Source organism: Streptomyces sp. BBFR102, assembly GCF_051397025.1.
Taxonomy (GTDB): Bacteria; Actinomycetota; Actinomycetes; order Streptomycetales; family Streptomycetaceae; genus Streptomyces.
In genome coordinates, this window is record NZ_CP195757.1 from 3,764,068 (window position 1) to 3,779,854 (window position 15,787).

14 protein-coding genes are annotated in these 15,787 nt (G+C 73.1%); 8 read left to right on the forward strand and 6 right to left on the reverse strand.

Annotation, left to right across the window (positions count from 1 at the left end):
• Window positions 1-308 precede the first annotated feature (308 nt).
• On the reverse strand, window positions 309-1,799 hold the full coding sequence (locus tag ACSLIC_RS16930) for a peptide MFS transporter (protein ID WP_436738538.1): 1,491 nt from the start codon (window positions 1,797-1,799) through the stop codon (window positions 309-311).
• Window positions 1,800-2,326: 527 nt separating this feature from the next.
• Here ACSLIC_RS16930 and ACSLIC_RS16935 point away from each other — a divergent pair.
• Together ACSLIC_RS16935 and ACSLIC_RS16940 are read left to right on the forward strand one after the other, a co-directional pair.
• The gene (locus ACSLIC_RS16935) at window positions 2,327-3,004 is read left to right on the forward strand and encodes a response regulator transcription factor (RefSeq protein ID WP_436738539.1); all 678 of its coding nucleotides are present in this window, start codon (window positions 2,327-2,329) and stop codon (window positions 3,002-3,004) included.
• A 33-nt stretch (window positions 3,005-3,037) separates the two neighbouring features.
• Window positions 3,038-4,276, forward strand: a complete 1,239-nt coding sequence (locus ACSLIC_RS16940; protein WP_436738540.1) for an ATP-binding protein — start codon at window positions 3,038-3,040, stop codon at window positions 4,274-4,276.
• Window positions 4,277-4,292: 16 nt separating this feature from the next.
• On the opposite strand, the gene ACSLIC_RS16945 is transcribed toward ACSLIC_RS16940, so the two are convergent.
• A complete protein-coding gene (locus tag ACSLIC_RS16945; RefSeq protein ID WP_436738541.1) occupies window positions 4,293-4,838 on the reverse strand; it encodes a GtrA family protein in 546 nt (181 codons plus the stop codon).
• Between the two features lie 244 nt (window positions 4,839-5,082).
• On the opposite strand from ACSLIC_RS16945, the gene ACSLIC_RS16950 reads away from it, so the two are divergent.
• The 3 genes from ACSLIC_RS16950 to ACSLIC_RS16960 are packed head-to-tail and all read left to right on the forward strand — an operon-like array spanning window position 5,083 to window position 7,959.
• Window positions 5,083-6,192: a 5-(carboxyamino)imidazole ribonucleotide synthase gene (locus ACSLIC_RS16950; RefSeq protein ID WP_436740398.1), complete on the forward strand. Its 1,110-nt coding sequence runs from the start codon at window positions 5,083-5,085 to the stop codon at window positions 6,190-6,192.
• Window positions 6,189-6,731, forward strand: coding sequence for a 5-(carboxyamino)imidazole ribonucleotide mutase (purE, locus tag ACSLIC_RS16955; RefSeq protein WP_436738542.1), 543 nt, complete (start codon window positions 6,189-6,191; stop codon window positions 6,729-6,731). The genes ACSLIC_RS16950 and purE overlap by 4 nt, the downstream gene beginning before the upstream one ends.
• Window positions 6,732-6,741: 10 nt before the next feature.
• Window positions 6,742-7,959, forward strand: a complete 1,218-nt coding sequence (locus ACSLIC_RS16960) for a dipeptidase (RefSeq protein WP_436738543.1) — start codon at window positions 6,742-6,744, stop codon at window positions 7,957-7,959.
• Window positions 7,960-8,034: 75 nt separating this feature from the next.
• Here the strand turns inward: ACSLIC_RS16960 and ACSLIC_RS16965 are convergent, their stop codons facing one another.
• Complete coding sequence (locus ACSLIC_RS16965; RefSeq protein ID WP_436738544.1) at window positions 8,035-8,391, reverse strand: VOC family protein; 357 nt, start codon at window positions 8,389-8,391, stop codon at window positions 8,035-8,037.
• A 157-nt stretch (window positions 8,392-8,548) separates the two neighbouring features.
• Between ACSLIC_RS16965 and ACSLIC_RS16970 the strand changes: the two genes are divergently transcribed.
• Window positions 8,549-9,100 (forward strand): TetR/AcrR family transcriptional regulator, encoded by a 552-nt coding sequence (locus ACSLIC_RS16970; protein WP_436740399.1) that lies wholly within the window; start codon window positions 8,549-8,551, stop codon window positions 9,098-9,100.
• Between the two features lie 13 nt (window positions 9,101-9,113).
• On the opposite strand, the gene ACSLIC_RS16975 is transcribed toward ACSLIC_RS16970, so the two are convergent.
• Window positions 9,114-10,133, reverse strand: coding sequence for an SMP-30/gluconolactonase/LRE family protein (locus ACSLIC_RS16975; protein ID WP_436738545.1), 1,020 nt, complete (start codon window positions 10,131-10,133; stop codon window positions 9,114-9,116).
• 244 nt (window positions 10,134-10,377) lie between these two features.
• On the opposite strand from ACSLIC_RS16975, the gene ACSLIC_RS16980 reads away from it, so the two are divergent.
• Window positions 10,378-12,186 (forward strand): flavin-containing monooxygenase, encoded by a 1,809-nt coding sequence (locus ACSLIC_RS16980; RefSeq protein WP_436738546.1) that lies wholly within the window; start codon window positions 10,378-10,380, stop codon window positions 12,184-12,186.
• Window positions 12,187-12,212: 26 nt separating this feature from the next.
• Window positions 12,213-12,722: a CGNR zinc finger domain-containing protein gene (locus ACSLIC_RS16985; RefSeq protein WP_436738547.1), complete on the forward strand. Its 510-nt coding sequence runs from the start codon at window positions 12,213-12,215 to the stop codon at window positions 12,720-12,722.
• Between the two features lie 19 nt (window positions 12,723-12,741).
• On the opposite strand, the gene ACSLIC_RS16990 is transcribed toward ACSLIC_RS16985, so the two are convergent.
• A complete protein-coding gene (locus ACSLIC_RS16990; RefSeq protein WP_436738548.1) occupies window positions 12,742-15,033 on the reverse strand; it encodes an FtsX-like permease family protein in 2,292 nt (763 codons plus the stop codon).
• On the reverse strand, window positions 15,030-15,746 hold the full coding sequence (locus ACSLIC_RS16995; RefSeq protein WP_436738549.1) for an ABC transporter ATP-binding protein: 717 nt from the start codon (window positions 15,744-15,746) through the stop codon (window positions 15,030-15,032). Before ACSLIC_RS16995 ends, ACSLIC_RS16990 begins: the two co-directional genes overlap by 4 nt.
• Window positions 15,747-15,787: the final 41 nt, after the last annotated feature.

Consider the following 15,787-nt stretch of genomic DNA (forward strand, 5'->3'; position numbering starts at 1 on the left):
GGGTGAAGAACCGGAACAAGTCCTCCCGGCCGAGCTCCGGGAACCGCCGCAGCCCCTCCATCTCCTCATCGTCACCCTTGCTCGACAAGGCCAGTTCGAGGCCATCCTGAAACCGGTGCACGGGGCCGGAGCCCAGCCGCACTCTCGGCCCGGCCGGCGAAGAGGCCCCCCTTCCGAGCGGGCCGGAGCCCGAGGCCCCAGAACCCCCGGGCGCGGCCCGGCCCGGCACCCGGGGCCGAGAACACCCGAGCCCCGCTGCCCTGGCCGGGAGGCCAAGCGCGGGGCTCGGGACGCGAGGTGGGGCGAGGTCAGTGGATCTCGCCCATGAGGGCCTTGACCTTGCGGCGGTACATGAAGATCGCGACACCCCCGGCCACGGCGAGCGCGGCCTCCAGCGCGACGATCCCGGTGCGGTCGAGGTTGATCTCGGCCGCCGCCAGCAGCCCGGTGACACTGTCGCCCGCGGTCACCGCGAGGAACCAGACGCCCATCATCTGGGAGGCGTACTTGGCCGGTGCCATCTTGGTCGTCACCGACAGCCCGACCGGTGAGAGCATCAGCTCACCCGCGGTCTGGCAGAAGTAGATGACCACGAGCCACCACGGGTTGACCAGCGTCCCGTCGGAGCTGGCCGTCAGGGGCAGCAGGAAGACGAAGAAGGAGATGCCGACCAGCACCAGACCACCGGCGAACTTGGTGATCGTGCTGGGCTCCTTGCCCTTCCGGTTCAGGTAGAGCCAGATCCAGGCGAAGACCGGCGCGAGCGCCATCACCAGGATCGGGTTGACCGACTGGAACCAGGAGACCGGGAACTCCCAGCCGAACACCTGGTTGTCGACCTTGCCCTCGGCGAAGATCGCCATCGTCGAGCCGCCCTGGTCGTAGATCATCCAGAAGACGGCCGCCGCGACGAAGAACCAGATGTAGGCGGAGAGCTTGGACTGCTCGGTGCCGGTCAGTTCCCTGTCGCGCTTCATCCGGCCCAGGACCATGATCGGGATGACCAGGCCGAGGACGGTCAGCGGGACGGTGGCCCACTTGAGGGTGAAGCTGCCGGTGAAGCTGACGATCCCGTAGAAGACGACGGCGATGAGCAGCCAGATGAGCGCCTTGCGGATCACGTTGTTCCGCTCGTCGCTGCTGAGCGGCTTGGGGACCTGCGAGGAGAGCGGGCTCAGGTTCTTCCCGGCCAGCAGGAACTGGAGCAGACCCAGGCCCATGCCGAGGGCGGCGAGGCCGAAGCCGTAGTGCCAGCCGACGTTCTCGCCGATGGTGCCGATGATCAGGGGCGCGACGAAGGCACCGACGTTGATGCCCATGTAGAAGATGGTGAAGCCGCCGTCGCGACGCGGGTCGTTGGGCCCGTCGTAGAGGTGGCCGACCATCGTGGAGATGTTGGCCTTGAGCAGGCCGGAGCCGATGGCGACCAGCACCAGGCCGGCGTAGAAGACCGCGTCACCGGGGAGGGCGAGGGTCAGGTGGCCCACCATGATGACCGCGGCCGCGACGGCGACCGTCTTCCGCGGCCCCCAGTAGCGGTCGCCGAACCAGCCGCCGGGGAGGGCCAGCAGGTAGACGAGGGCCACGTAGACCGAGTAGATGATCGTGGCCGTCGCCGCGTCGAGGGCGAGTCCTCCGGGCGCGATGAGGTACAGGGGGAGGAGCGCGCGCATGCCGTAGTAGCTGAAGCGCTCCCACATCTCTGTGAGGAACAGTGTGGCCAGTCCGCGGGGGTGGCCGAAGAAGGTCTTCTGCGAGCCGGGGTTGCCGGCCGCGTCCTTCGTCAGGCTGGACGCCATGGGTCGATCCTTGTGGGTTCGGGACGCGCACGCGTGAGCCGCTGCGCGCCCGGTGGGGGGTTCGGCCGGCACCGGCGTCGTCCTCCGTCCCGGTTCCCCCACGCCCAGGGGCCCTGACCTCGCGCAGCGCGTGAGGCGGGGGACGGCGACACCGGGAGCCACGCCCCGGTCCCCACCACCGCCTCCGGGTCCACGCGGGATCTCGGGGCGAGGGAGGCCGGGGCCCGGCCGCAGGTCATTCCTTTCAGGGCCGACCGGAAGCCGGCCCGCACACAAAAGTGACCTTCAGCCCGCGTAGCGCGCCAAAGGTCATCATGTAGTGCTACAGGCGTCTCGCCACCATACGTCATGACTGTCCACGTTAGGGAAGCATCTGAGACATGGATCACAGGCGAAAGGTGTGCTCCACGCCTCATTCGAAGGTGAATGGATCATTCCAGCCTCACCTTGAAGGGTATGCCCCGAGGTTGCGCGGACCGGGGGCGGAGCCCGGGCGCCCCCGGGGCCGCGCGGACTACCATCACCCCATGACCCGTGTACTGCTCGCCGAGGACGACGCGTCCATCTCGGAGCCGCTGGCCCGCGCCCTGCGCAGGGAGGGATACGAGGTGGAAGTCCGCCAGGACGGGCCCACCGCCCTCGACGCCGGACTGCGGGGAGGCGTCGACCTCGTCGTCCTGGACCTGGGGCTGCCCGGCATGGACGGTCTGGAGGTCGCCCGCCGGCTCCGTTCCGACGGGCACACGGTTCCGATCCTGATCCTCACCGCCCGCGCGGACGAGGTGGACACCGTCGTCGGCCTCGACGCGGGCGCCGACGACTACGTCACCAAGCCGTTCCGCCTCGCCGAGCTGCTGGCCCGGGTCCGGGCCCTGCTGCGGCGCGGCGCCGCGGAAGTGCCCCAGCCCACCACGACGCACGGCGTGCGGATCGACGTCGAGTCGCACCGGGCCTGGATGGGCGAGGAGGAACTCCAGCTCACGGCAAAGGAGTTCGACCTGCTGCGGGTCCTGGTGCGCGACGCCGGCCGGGTCGTCACCCGCGACCAGCTGATGCGCGAGGTCTGGGACACCACCTGGTGGTCCTCGACCAAGACCCTCGACATGCACATCTCCTGGCTGCGCAAGAAACTCGGCGACGACGCGGCCAACCCCCGCTACATCGCCACCGTGCGGGGCGTCGGCTTCCGTTTCGAGAAGTCCTGACCCCCGAGGACCCCTGATCCCGCGAGGACCACAGTGCGCCGCCGTCTGATCAACTCCACCCTCGCCGTGGTACTCGTGGTGATCGCCGTCTTCGGCGGCTCCCTGGTGATCGTGGAGACCCGCACCATCACCAACAGCGCGCGGGAGAGCGTCGAGTCCGAGGCGGTGCGGCTCGCCTCCATCGTCGACAGCCGCCTGATCAGCGAGGAGCGCATCAGCGCGGGCCTTCTGCGCGACCAGATCGGCGCCAAGCGCTACGCCCGTATCGAGATCCCCGGGCGGGAGGCCATCGAGATCGGCGACCGCCCCGGCGGCGACGCCATCGAGGCCCGGGCCACCGGGGAGGAGGGCGAGTCCGTCCTCGTCCAGGAGCCGCGCGCCGCCGTCACCGGCGAGGTCGGCCGCACGCTGCTGATCATCGGCGGGGTCGCGCTGCTCGCCGTCGTCGCCGCCGTACTCCTCGCCGTCCGCCAGGGCAACCGGCTCGCCGCGCCCCTGACCGACCTCGCCGAGACCGCCGAACGCCTCGGCTCCGGCGATCCCCGGCCGCGCCACAAGCGGTACGGGGTGCCCGAGCTGGACCGGGTCGCCGACGTGCTGGACCGGTCGGCCGAACGGATCGCCCGGATGCTCACCGCCGAGCGGCGGCTCGCCGCCGACGCCTCGCACCAGCTCCGCACCCCGCTGACCGCCCTGTCCATGCGGCTCGACGAGATCACCCTCACCGAGGACCTGGCCACGGCCCGCGAGGAGGCGACCATCGCGCTGACCCAGGTCGAGCGGCTCACCGACGTGGTCGAGCGGCTGTTGACCAACGCCCGCGACCCCATGACCGGCTCGGCCGTCGCCTTCGACCTGTACGAGGTGGTCAAGCAGCAGCTGGAGGAGTGGCGGCCCGCCTACCGCTCCGAGGGCCGGGCCATCGTCTGCTCGGGCCGTCGCGACCTGCGGGCCGTCGCCACCCCGGGCGCGGTCGCCCAGGTGCTGGCGGCGCTGATCGAGAACTCCCTGATGCACGGCGGCGGCACGGTCGCCCTGCGCACCCGGGTGACCGGGAACCAAGCCGTGGTCGAGGTCGCCGACGAGGGCCCCGGCGTCCCCCCCGACCTGGGCGCGCGGATCTTCGAGCGGGCGATCAGCGGGCGCAACTCCACCGGGATCGGGCTGGCGGTGGCGCGGGACCTGGCCGAGGCGGACGGGGGGCGGCTGGAGATGCTCCAGGCCCACCCGGCGGTCTTCGGGCTCTTCCTCTCCCGCGCGCCCGAGGAGTGAGCCGGGCCCCCCGGGCTCAGCTCCGGCCGGCGGGCGAGCCGGAGGCGACGGGCTCGCGCGCCGGTTTCGCCGGCCGCGCCGCGCGGTCGGCATCCGGGGCGCGGAAGACCCAGGTGCGGTAGGACCAGAAGCGGAACAGGGTGGCCAGGCCGATGCCGGCGAACTTCAGGACGTTCGACTCCAGCCGCCCGTCGAGGCCCAGGCCGTAGGTGCCGGTGTAGAGGATGCCGTTCTCGACGACCAGGCCGATCACGCTGAAGGCGAGGAAGAGCGACATCTCGCGGGTCCGGCCGCCCTTGTCGCGGTCGCGGTAGGTGAAGTAGCGGAACCCGAGGTAGTTGAAGACGATCGCCACCACCGTGGCGAGGACGCTGGCGCGGACCACCGCGAGTTCGGTCGTGTGCCGCACGAGGTTGAAGACGGCGAGGTTGACCAGGACGCCGGCGCCGCCGACCGCGCCGAACCGCACCGCCTCGCGGACCAGCCGGCGTACCCGCCCCCGGAGCGCGGTGGCGCCCGTCGCGGTGGCGGCGGGCGTCGGTTCTCCCGGTGCAGGACTCATGTACGGGCTCAGCCCCTGTCGCTCGTCGTCGGTACCGCCGGTGCGTCGGGCGGCCGGGCTCACCGTGGCCGCGTCAACCCGGTCATGCTAACCAGGCGTCGCCTGCCCCGTCCCGGGCGCCGACGCGCTGTCCCGGCGCCGTGACCGACGGTGCGCGACCCCGGTGCCCTGGGGAAGGGCCGATACCCTGGACCGCGTGACGTTTCCGGTAGTCGGCATGGTCGGCGGTGGGCAGCTCGCGCGCATGACGCACGAGGCAGGCATCCCGCTCGGCATCAGGTTCAAGCTTCTCAGTGACACCCCCCAGGACTCGGCGGCCCTGGTCGCCGGCGAGGTCGTCGTCGGCGACCACCGCGACCTGGAGACACTGCGCGCCTTCGCGCGGGGCTGTGACGTGATCACCTTCGATCACGAGCACGTCCCGACCGAACACCTACGGGCCCTGGAGGCGGACGGCATCCCCGTCCGCCCCGGGCCCGACGCGCTGGTGCACGCCCAGGACAAGGGGGTGATGCGGGCCCGCCTGACCGAGATCGGCGTGCCCTGCCCCCGGCACCGCATCGTGGCCGACCCGGGCGACGTGACGGCCTTCGCCGCGGAACTGGCCGCCTCGCCCGAGGGCGGCGGCTTCCCCGTCGTCCTCAAGACCGTGCGCGGCGGATACGACGGCAAGGGCGTCTGGGTGGTCCGCTCCGAGGCGGACGCGGCCGAGCCGTTCCGCGCGGGCGTGCCGGTCCTCGCCGAGGAGATGGTGCCCTTCCGCCGCGAGCTGGCCGCCAACATCGTCCGTTCCCCGCACGGCCAGGCCGTCGCCTACCCGGTCGTCGAGTCCCGCCAGGTCGACGGCGTCTGCGACACGGTCATCGCCCCGGCTCCCGGCCTCGGCCAGGAGCTGTCCGGCCGGGCGCAGGAGCTGGCGCTGCGGATCGCCGACGAACTGGGCGTCGTCGGCCACCTCGCGGTCGAGCTGTTCGAGACCGAGGACGGCCGCGTCCTCGTCAACGAGCTGGCCATGCGCCCGCACAACTCCGGCCACTGGACCATGGACGGTGCGGTCACCTCGCAGTTCGCCAACCACGTCCGCGCCGTCCTCGACCTGCCGCTGGGCGATCCGCGCCCGCGCGCGCCGTGGACCGTGATGTGCAACGTGCTGGGCGGCGACTACCCCGACATGTACGCCGCGTACCTGCACTGCATGGCGCGCGACCCGCAGTTGAAGATCCACATGTACGGCAAGGACGTGAAGCCCGGTCGCAAGGTCGGCCACGTCAACACCTACGGCGACGACCTGGACGCGGTGCTGGAGCGCGCCCGGCACGCTGCCGGATACCTCAGGGGAACGATCACCGAGTGACCGCACACACCAGCCAGAACCCCGTCGTCGGCGTCGTCATGGGCTCGGACTCGGACTGGCCCGTCATGGAGGCCGCCGCCCAGGCGCTCGACGAGTTCGAGATCGCCTACGAGGTCGACGTCGTCTCCGCCCACCGCATGCCGCACGAGATGATCGCCTACGGCGAGCAGGCCGCCGCGCGCGGACTCAAGGCGATCATCGCCGGGGCGGGCGGCGCCGCCCACCTGCCCGGCATGCTGGCCTCCGTCACGCCGCTACCGGTCATCGGCGTGCCGGTGCCGTTGAAGTACCTCGACGGCATGGACTCGCTGCTGTCCATCGTGCAGATGCCCGCCGGGGTCCCGGTCGCCACCGTCTCGGTCGGCGGCGCCCGCAACGCCGGGCTGCTGGCCGCGCGCATCCTCGCCGCCCACGACGAGGAACTGCTCGGCCGCATGAAGGACTTCCAGCGCGAGCTGAACGAGCAGGCCACCGAGAAGGGCAAGCGCCTGCGTGCCAAGACCTCCGGCGGCCCGGCCGGCTTCGGCTTCGGAAAGTGAGGCGTACGACATGACGAGCACCCCCACCGGTTCCGTACCCAACGCGGAACTCCTGCCCACGGCACTGGAGTTCCTGGCCGAGCACCCCGTGGTCGACGGCCACAACGACCTGCCCTGGGCGCTGCGCGAGCAGGTCCGCTACGACCTGTCCCGGCGCGACATCGCCGAGGACCAGTCGGCCCACCTGCACACCGACATCGCCCGGATGCGGGCCGGCGGGGTCGGCGCGCAGTTCTGGTCGGTCTACGTCCGCTCCGACCTCGGCGGCGACGAGGCGGTCAGCGCCACCCTGGAGCAGATCGACTGCGTCGACCAGCTCCTCGCCCGCTACCCGGCGGACCTGGCACCCGCCGGGAGCGCCGACGCGATGGAGAAGGCGCGCGGCGAGGGCCGTATCGCCTCCCTCAAGGGGGCCGAGGGCGGCCACTCCATCAACAACTCGCTCGCCACCCTGCGCGCCCTGTACGCGCTCGGCGTGCGCTACATGACGCTCACGCACAACGACAACATCGCGTGGGCCGACTCCGCCACCGACACCGAACGCCTCGGCGGGCTCTCCGCCTTCGGGCGCGAGGTGGTCCGGGAGATGAACCGGACCGGCATGCTGGTCGACCTGAGCCACGTCTCGGCCGGGACCATGCGGGACGCGCTCGCCACCAGCGAGGCGCCGGTGATCTTCTCGCACTCCTCGTCCCGCGCGGTCTGCGACCACCCGCGCAACATCCCCGACGACGTGCTGGCCCAGCTCCCCGCCAACGGCGGCGTCGCCATGGCCACCTTCGTGCCGAAGTTCATCCTCCCGGCCGCCGTCGAGTGGACCCTGCGCGCCGACGAGAACCTGCGCTCGCACGGCCACCACCACCTCGACACCGGCGAGGAGGCGATGGCCCTGCACCGCGCCTTCGAGGCGGCCCACCCGCGCCCCGTCGCGACCGCCTCCACCGTCGCCGACCACCTCGACCACATGCGCGAGGTGGCCGGTATCGACCACATCGGCATCGGCGGCGACTACGACGGCACGGCCTTCACCCCGGCCGGCCTGGAGGACGTCGCGGGCTACCCGAACCTGGTCGCCGAACTGCTGAGCCGCACGTGGTCCACGGCCGACCTGGCCAAGCTGACCTGGGGGAACGCGGTGCGCGTGCTGCGCGACGCCGAGGCCGTCTCGCGGGACCTCTCCGCTCGGCGCGGCCCCTCCAACGCGACCCTGGAGCAGCTCGACGGCTGAGCCGCACCCGTGGCCGTACGGCCGAACACGAGGAGCCCCCGTCGGTGTCCGGGCGGGGGCTCCTCGCGTTCCCGACTACTCCTGGCAGAGGCAGAAGGGGTGGCCGGACGGGTCGGCGTAGACGCGGAAGGCGCGGTCGGCGCGGGTGTCGAGGGGGCGGGCGCCCAGCGCGAGGACCTGGCCCTCGGCCGCGTCCAGGTCGGGGACGTTCAGGTCGAGGTGGAGCTGCTGGGAGCCGTCCGGCGACGGCCAGGCGGGCGGGACCATGTCCGGGGCCTCCTGGAAGGCGAGCTTGACGCCCGGCCCGTGCAGCTCGACCCAGTTCTCGGCGGGCTGCTCCACGGTGCCGCCGAGGATCGCCTCGTAGAAGTGGGCGAGGGCCAGGGGCGTCGGGGTGTCCAGGACGACCACGGCGAGGGTGGCGATGGGCATGGGCGGGCTCCTCGTGGGGCGGGTCGGGGAAGCGTGCTCCGCCATCATGGCGTTACCGACTGACTCTTTCAAGGGGTAACGCGCTTCGGGGTCTGCGTGTCGGCCTGGCTATCCTTCCGGGGTGACAGAACCGACCGGGCCCCAGACGCGGCCCCGCGTGAACCAGGGGCCGAGGGCCGCCGCGCGGAACCGCGCCGCGCTGGTCGCCGCCGCCCGGGAGGTCTACGCCGAGCTGGGGCTCGACGCCCCGATGGCGGAGATCGCACGCCGGGCCGGGGTCGGGCAGGGCAGCCTCTACCGGCACTTCCCGGACCGTTCCGCCATCGCCGCCACCGTCCTGGAGGAGAACGTGCTCCAGGTCGAGCGGGCCGCCGCCGTCGAGGGGGCCGCCCTCGCCGACGTGCTGGCCGTGCTGACCTGGCACCTCGCGGAGTCGGCCGCCTTCATCGGCCTGCTCCGCGCGGAGGGGACCACCTCGCTGCGCGAGGCGCGCGGCCACGCGGAGGAACTGGCGGGACGCCTGGAGGGAGCCCTGCGCACGGCGCTGCGCGGGGGCAGCCCGCTGCCGGTGGAGGACCTGATGCTCGCCGTCGCCATGGTCTCCGGCGCCGTCACCGGCCCCACCCCGCAAGACCGTGTGCGCCGGGCGCTGGCGGCCTGGGCGCTCCTCGGCGTCGAGGTGGGACCGGTACGGCCGTTCACGGGCTGACCGGCCTCGCGGATCAGCCCCCGTTGGACTGCCGGATGCCCTCGGCGAGCGCGTCGAAGGTGTACACGTACCCGCCCGAGGGGCCGCTCACCGTCATGTACGCGCGGGTGCCGCCGGGCGTGATGGCCACGTTCGTCGCGGATTCGAGTCCCTGGTGGCGGGCGGGCACCTCGATCGTCGCCAACCGCGCCCCGTGCCGGTCGTACACCGCCATGGCGGGGCGGCCGTGCAGCCCCTGGTAGAGGTTGCCGTCGGCGTCCACGGCGATCGAGTCGGTCTGCGCGACGCCGCCGTCGACGCGGATGGCGGTGTGCCGGGAGGCACCCTCGCCCTTGTCGTCGAGCTTGAGGTAGGAGATCCGGTTCTCGGTCAGTTCGCTGAACCACAGGCCCCGGTACTCCTCGTCGAAGGAGACGCCGTTCGGGGCGGCGAGCCGGTCGGCGAGGACGGTGGCCTTCTCCCCGTCCCGGTCGATCCGCACGATGCGGCCCTCGGCCTTGCCCTCGGTCATCCCCCGCGAGTCGCTGACGTACAGGTTCCCCTGTCGGTCGAAGGCGAGGTCGTCGGGGCTCATCCGGGCGCCGTCGACCTCCCCCGTGAAGAAGACCTGCCGGTCGCCGCCGCCCGGGGCGAGGCTGACGATCTCGCCGTGCGCGAAGTCGGTGAGGTAGATCCGCCCGTCGTACGGGCTGAACTGGGCGGAGGTGTAGACGCCGCGCTCGTCGGTGTGGAACGGCCTGCCCTTGCCCCGGTCCACGTCGACGCGGATCACCTTGGGCTCGCCGGCCGGCGCGGTGACGTCGACCACCAGCAGGCGGCCCTTCTCGTCGAGCAGCGGACCCTCCAGCAGGGTCATGCCCGTCTCCTCGTGCGGCCGGGTCAGGTGGGCGAGCCGCTTGGCCACGATGGTCCGGTCGGCGGTGGCGGCGGGCTCGCCGCCCGCGGTGGTGCCCTGCTGCGTGCCGCAGCCGGTGAGGGCGAGCAGGCCGGCGGCCGCGAGCCCGGCCAGTGAGGGGGTCGTGAGGCGTCGCATGAGGGGGGATCACTCTTCCTGTCGGCTGGTCGTGGGGGCCGTGCGGCCTGTCTTCGCAGGCGCGAACGGGGGAGGGGCGCTCGCCGGAGCAGGCTGCGGAGGACGCCGCCCAAGTACCGGACACTACTGTCCGGTTGAGGTGTACGGTAGTGGGCACTCCGCTCGCGGTACGGGCCACCCCCACTCTTCCCGGATCGGCCCGTCCCCCGAAGAAGGCCCCCAACAGACCGAGGAACAGCTCCACATGACGACCGCTCACCACGTCAGCGCAGATGAACTCGCCGAACTGAGGAAGCGCTACCGCCAGGAACGCGAGCGCCGGGTGCGCCCGGACGGCGCCAGCCAGTACCGCGGGGCCGAGGCGGAGTTCGGCTACTACGCCGCTGACCCGTACATCGACGGTGTTCCCGATCGCGACCCGCTGAACGACACCGTCGACGTGGTGGTCGTCGGCGGCGGGTTCGGCGGCATCCTCGCCGGGGCCCGCCTGCGGCAGCAGGGCGTGGCGCGCATCCGGATCGTCGAGACGGGCGGCGGCTTCGGGGGCACCTGGTACTGGAACAGGTACCCCGGCGTGCACTGCGACATCGAGTCGCACGTCTACCTCCCGCTGCTCGACGAGACCGGCTACGTCCCCGAGTGGAAGTACGCCCCCGGCGAGGAGATCCGCCGCCACGCGGTGCGCGTCGCCGAGCAGTTCGAGCTGGGCGACGACGCCCTCTTCTCCACCACCGTCACCTCACTCACCTGGGACGAGGCGGCCGAGGAATGGCTGGTCACCACCGACCGGGACGACGCGTTCCGGGCGCGGTACGTGATCACGGCCACCGGCACCCTCTCCGAACCCAAGCTGCCGGCCATCGAGGGCATCGAGAAGTTCGCCGGCCACACCTTCCACACCTCCCGGTGGGACTACGGCTACACCCGAGGAGACGCCGACGGCGGCATGACGGGGCTGGCCGGCAAGCGCGTCGGCGTCGTCGGCACCGGCGCCACCGGCGTGCAGGCCATCCCGAAACTCGCCGAGGACGCCGAGCACGTCTACGTCTTCCAGCGCACCCCGTCCTCCGTGGGCGTACGCGGCAACCGCCGGACCACCGCCGCCGACGTCGGGGCCGACCGCGACGGCTGGGCGCGCGAACGCCGGGAGAACTTCCTGCGCATCGTCTCCGGCGAGCCGGCCGAGGAGGACCTGGTGGCCGACGGCTGGACGGCCTCCGCGGGGCTGCTGGAGAAGCTGCTGCCGAGCTTCCGCCGCGACGGCGACCCCGAGGCGTTCGAGGCGGCCTACGAGGTGGCGGACGCCGCCCAGATGAACGAACTCCGCGCCCGCGTCGGGCAGCTCGTCGCCGACGCGGACACCGCCGACGCCCTCAAGCCCTGGTACCGGTACGCCTGCAAGCGCCCCACCTTCTCGGACGCGTACTACCCGGCGTTCAACCGGGAGAACGTCACCCTGGTCGACACCGCCGCCACCCACGGCATCGAGCGCCTCACCGAGGACGGCGTCGTCGTCGACGGCACCACCTACCCGCTCGACTGCCTGATCTTCGCCACCGGCTTCTCCGTCGGGGTCTCCGGCGTCCTCTCCGGCAAACTCCCCGTGCACGGCCGCGACGGCCTGCCCCTGCTCCACGCCTGGGGGCAGCGGGGCCCGCGCACCCTGCACGGCTTCACCAGCAACGGCTTCCCCAACCTGATCCAGATGGGCAGCCTGCAGAACGCCAGCAGCGTCAACTTCACCCACATCCTCGACGAACAGGCCGTCCACGCGGCGGCCCTGGTCGCCGCGGCCCAGGAGGCGGACGCGGTACTCGAACCCTCCCGGCAGGCCGAGGACGCCTGGCTCGCCGAGATCGCCGAAGGCGCCGCCGACCACGAGTGGTTCCACGCCGAGTGCACCCCCGGCTACTACAACCGGGAAGGCCGGGGCCGCCCCAACTCCGCCGCCTACCCGCACGGCGCCGTCGCCTTCCACGCCCTCCTGCGGCAGTGGCGCACCGACTCCCTCGCCGAGATCCTCACCCCCCGGACCACCGCCGGGACCCGGTAGCCCCGGGTACGAGTAACGTCGTCGCCATGGCCAGACCTTCCGCCCCCGGGCCCCTCGCCCTCGTCCAGGCCCTGGTCAACACGGTGGACCTGGAGGAGGGGACCGACGCGCTCGACACCGCCGAGGGCCGGGCGGCCCTCGGCGTGGGCGAGGCGGACGCACCGGCCGCCCGGGAACTGCGCGAATCCCTGCGCGCCGCCTGCCTCGCCCACGCCGGACACCCGCCCCACGCCGAGGTCCCCGCCCTCGGCGACCTCCTGGCCCGCGCCCCCCTCCTGGCCGCCGTCGACCCCGCCGACGGCTCCGCCCGCCTGACCCCGGCCGACCCCGGCTCCCTCACCGCCCGCATCGCCCTCGCCGTCGCCCTGGGCTCCCTGGACGGGAGCTGGCGGCGGCTGAAGGTCTGCGAGGACGAGACGTGCCGCTGGGCCTACTACGACCGCAGTCCGGCGGGGCGGGGCCGCTGGTGCTCGATGGAGGTGTGCGGGGCCCGGGCGAAGATGCGGGCGTACCGGGCGCGGCGGGCGGGGCAGTAGGGGCGGGCCGCCCGTCCGCCTACTCGGTGTGCAGCACCTCGGCGATCGGCAGCCGGGCGGCCGAGCGGGCCGGGAGCAGCGCCCCCGCCGTCGCGATCAGCACCCCCGCCAGCGCCACGCCGGTGAGGTGCGGCAGGTGCCAGACGTCCTTCATGGAGTCGGGGAAGGCGATCACCCCGATGTGCTCCACCACCAGGCGGTGCGCCCCGATGCCGAGCGGCACGCCGAGCACCCCGCCGGCCGCGCCCAGCGCCGCCACCGAGACCACCGTCATCACCACCACTTGGCGCGGGGTCATCCCCACCGCCTTCAGCATCCCGAGATCGCGGCGGCGCTCCCGGACGTCCAGCAGCACCGAGTGCAGCACGCCCAGCGCCGCCACCAGGGCGAGCAGCAGTGTGAAGACGGAGGCGAAGCCGATCACCGCGGTGACCGCATCGGGGGCCGGCTCGCTCACCGAGGCGCGCAGCCCGGCACCGGCCGCCCGGACCGCCCGCGCGTACGCCGCCGCATCGGCGCCCTCGGCCAGTACCACCCGGTACTCCTCGGCCGCCGCCCCCGGGTCCAGCCGGGCCAGGGTCGGCCAGGAGGCGGTGAAGGCCCGGGCGTCGCCGTCGAGGAGCTTGCCCACCACCGTCATCGGCACCTGCCGCCCGCCCGCGCGCAGCACGAACCGGTCGCCGACCGCCAGCCCCTGCTGCCGCAGGAACCCCGGCCCGGCCGCCGCCTCCCCCGTACGCACCGGCCATCGGCCCTCGACGACACGGGAGGCGGGGCCATCGAGATCGCCGCGGTAGAAGTCGGCCGAGACGGTCCGTGTCCCGCCCTGCAGTTGGGCCCGGACCAGGGCACGCGCGGTCACGGCCTCGGTGCCGGGCAGCGCCCGCAGCCGTGCCTCGGCCCCCCGGTCCGCGGAGCGGCGGGACTCCCCGGCCGGGGAGTCCCGGGCCACGCCCACCACCGGCGTCCGCTGGCCGTCGCCCGCGAAGGCGACCAGGGTGGCGCTCAGCCCGGTCGTCAGCGTCACGGTCGTCACCCCGAGCGCCACCGCGGCCAGGGTGACCGCACTGCGCACCGGCCGCGCGAAGAGCCGCCCGAGTCCCAGGCTGACCGACCGCGGCAGGCGGCTGGAGCCGAGCCGCCGCTGAGCCCGCAGGCCGCGTCCCGGGCGGGGCGCGCTCCCCGCCGAGATGGTCTGGACCGCCGAGAGGCGGTGCGCCCGGGAGGCCGGGACCAGGGCGATGAGCAGCACCAGCAGCGGCATGCCGAGCAGGCAGCCGGCGACCAGCCAGGGGCTGACGCCGATCGGGACGCCGCCCGTCTCGATGCCGGTGAAGGCGAGCTTCAGGAACGGCCCGGCGGTCGCAGCCCCGGCCGCGGTACCGAGGAGGGCGCCGGTCAGCGCGGGGACGGAGACCATCAGCAGGTAGACGGCGACCACCTGGTTCGGGGTGAAGCCGAGCGCCTTCAGTACGCCGATGTGCCGACGGCCCGAGATCACCGCTCCGCTGACCACGTTCCCCGTGATCAGCAGGGCGACCAGCAGCCCGAGGACGCCGAAGAAGGCGAGGAACGGGAGATAGGCGTCGGCCTGGGCGGAGAAGGCGTCCCGCAGGGAGAGGTACGACTGGGTGCCGGTGAGCGCGTCCTCGGGCAGCCCGGCCGTCGCCTCACGGACGGCCGCGTCCAGTGCTGCGCCGTCCGGGTCGTTCGCGAACCGGTAGAGCAACTGGGCTCCGTACGGGTGCAGTTCCGTGGCCTGGCCGGGGGTGACCCAGGCCCCGGCCGACCTGCTGAGGCTCGTGGCGAAGCCGACGACCGTCAGCGGCGGGGCGCCGGGGGCCTCCAGGCGCGTACCGAGCAGTTCCGTGCCGGGGGAGCCGTCGATGTCCCAGTTGACGACGATCTCGCCCGGGGCCTCGGCCCAGCGGCCCGCCACCATCCTGATGCGGTCCACCGCGCCGCCGGGGCCCGCCCGTCCGGCCACCACCAGGGTGCCGGGCGGGTTCCACAGCCAGTCCTCGTCGAGCTCCAGCGCCGCCACCTCGAAGGGCCCGGCGGTGTCGGCCCCGGACTCGCGCCCGGCTGCCGCCAGTTCGCCGGTGCCCACCCGGTCCAGGTCGAAGGAGGCCACGGCGTGCGCGCCGCGCTGCCCGGCGAAGGCCCGGTCGAAGGGCCCGGAGGCCGCGTGCAGCAGGGTGAGGCCCAGCAGCAGGGTCGTGGTCGTCGCCGTCACGACCAGCCCGATCACCACCGTCTGGAGCCGCCGGCGCCGCACCGCCGCCCGGGAGGCCGACCACACCGCGCTCATGCGGCGGGCTCCAGCGCACTCTCGCGGGCCACCCGGCCGTCCGCCATCTCCACCAGCCGGCCCGCGCACCGGATGGCCAAGTTCCGGTCGTGGGTGACGATCAGCAGGGTCTGCCCGAGCTGGTTCAGATCGATGAGCAGGTCCATCACCTGCTCCCCCGAGCGGCTGTCCAGGGCACCGGTCGGCTCGTCGGCCAGCAGCAGGGCGGGCCGGTTCATCAGAGCCCGGGCCACCGCGACCCGCTGCCGCTCACCCCCGCTGAGCACCGCCGGATAGGCGTCCTTGCGGTCGGCGATACCGAGTTCGCCGAGGAGTTCCAGGGCGCGACGGCGGGCCTGGCGCGCCGGGGTGCCGGTCAGCTGGGCGACGAGCGCCACGTTGTCGAGGGCGGGCAAGTCGTCGATGAGGTTGAAGAACTGGAAGACCATGCCGATGCGCCGACGCCGGAAGAGAGCGAGCCCGGTCTCGTTCAGCTCCGTCAGCTCCTGCCCGGCGACCCGTACCCCGCCCGCGCTCGGCCGGTCCAGCCCCGCCACCAGGTTCAGCAGCGTCGACTTGCCGCATCCCGACGGGCCCATCACGGCCACCGCCTCCCCGGCCGCGACGGAGAGCGTCAGTCCGTCCAGCGCCTTGGCCTCCCCGTACTCCTTGATCACACCGTCCAGTTGGACGACCGGCCCGGCATTCCGCGTACTGTTACGGTCACTTGTCATGGCACGAACCTAGAAGCGGGCGGACCGGCGTCGCGTCCCTC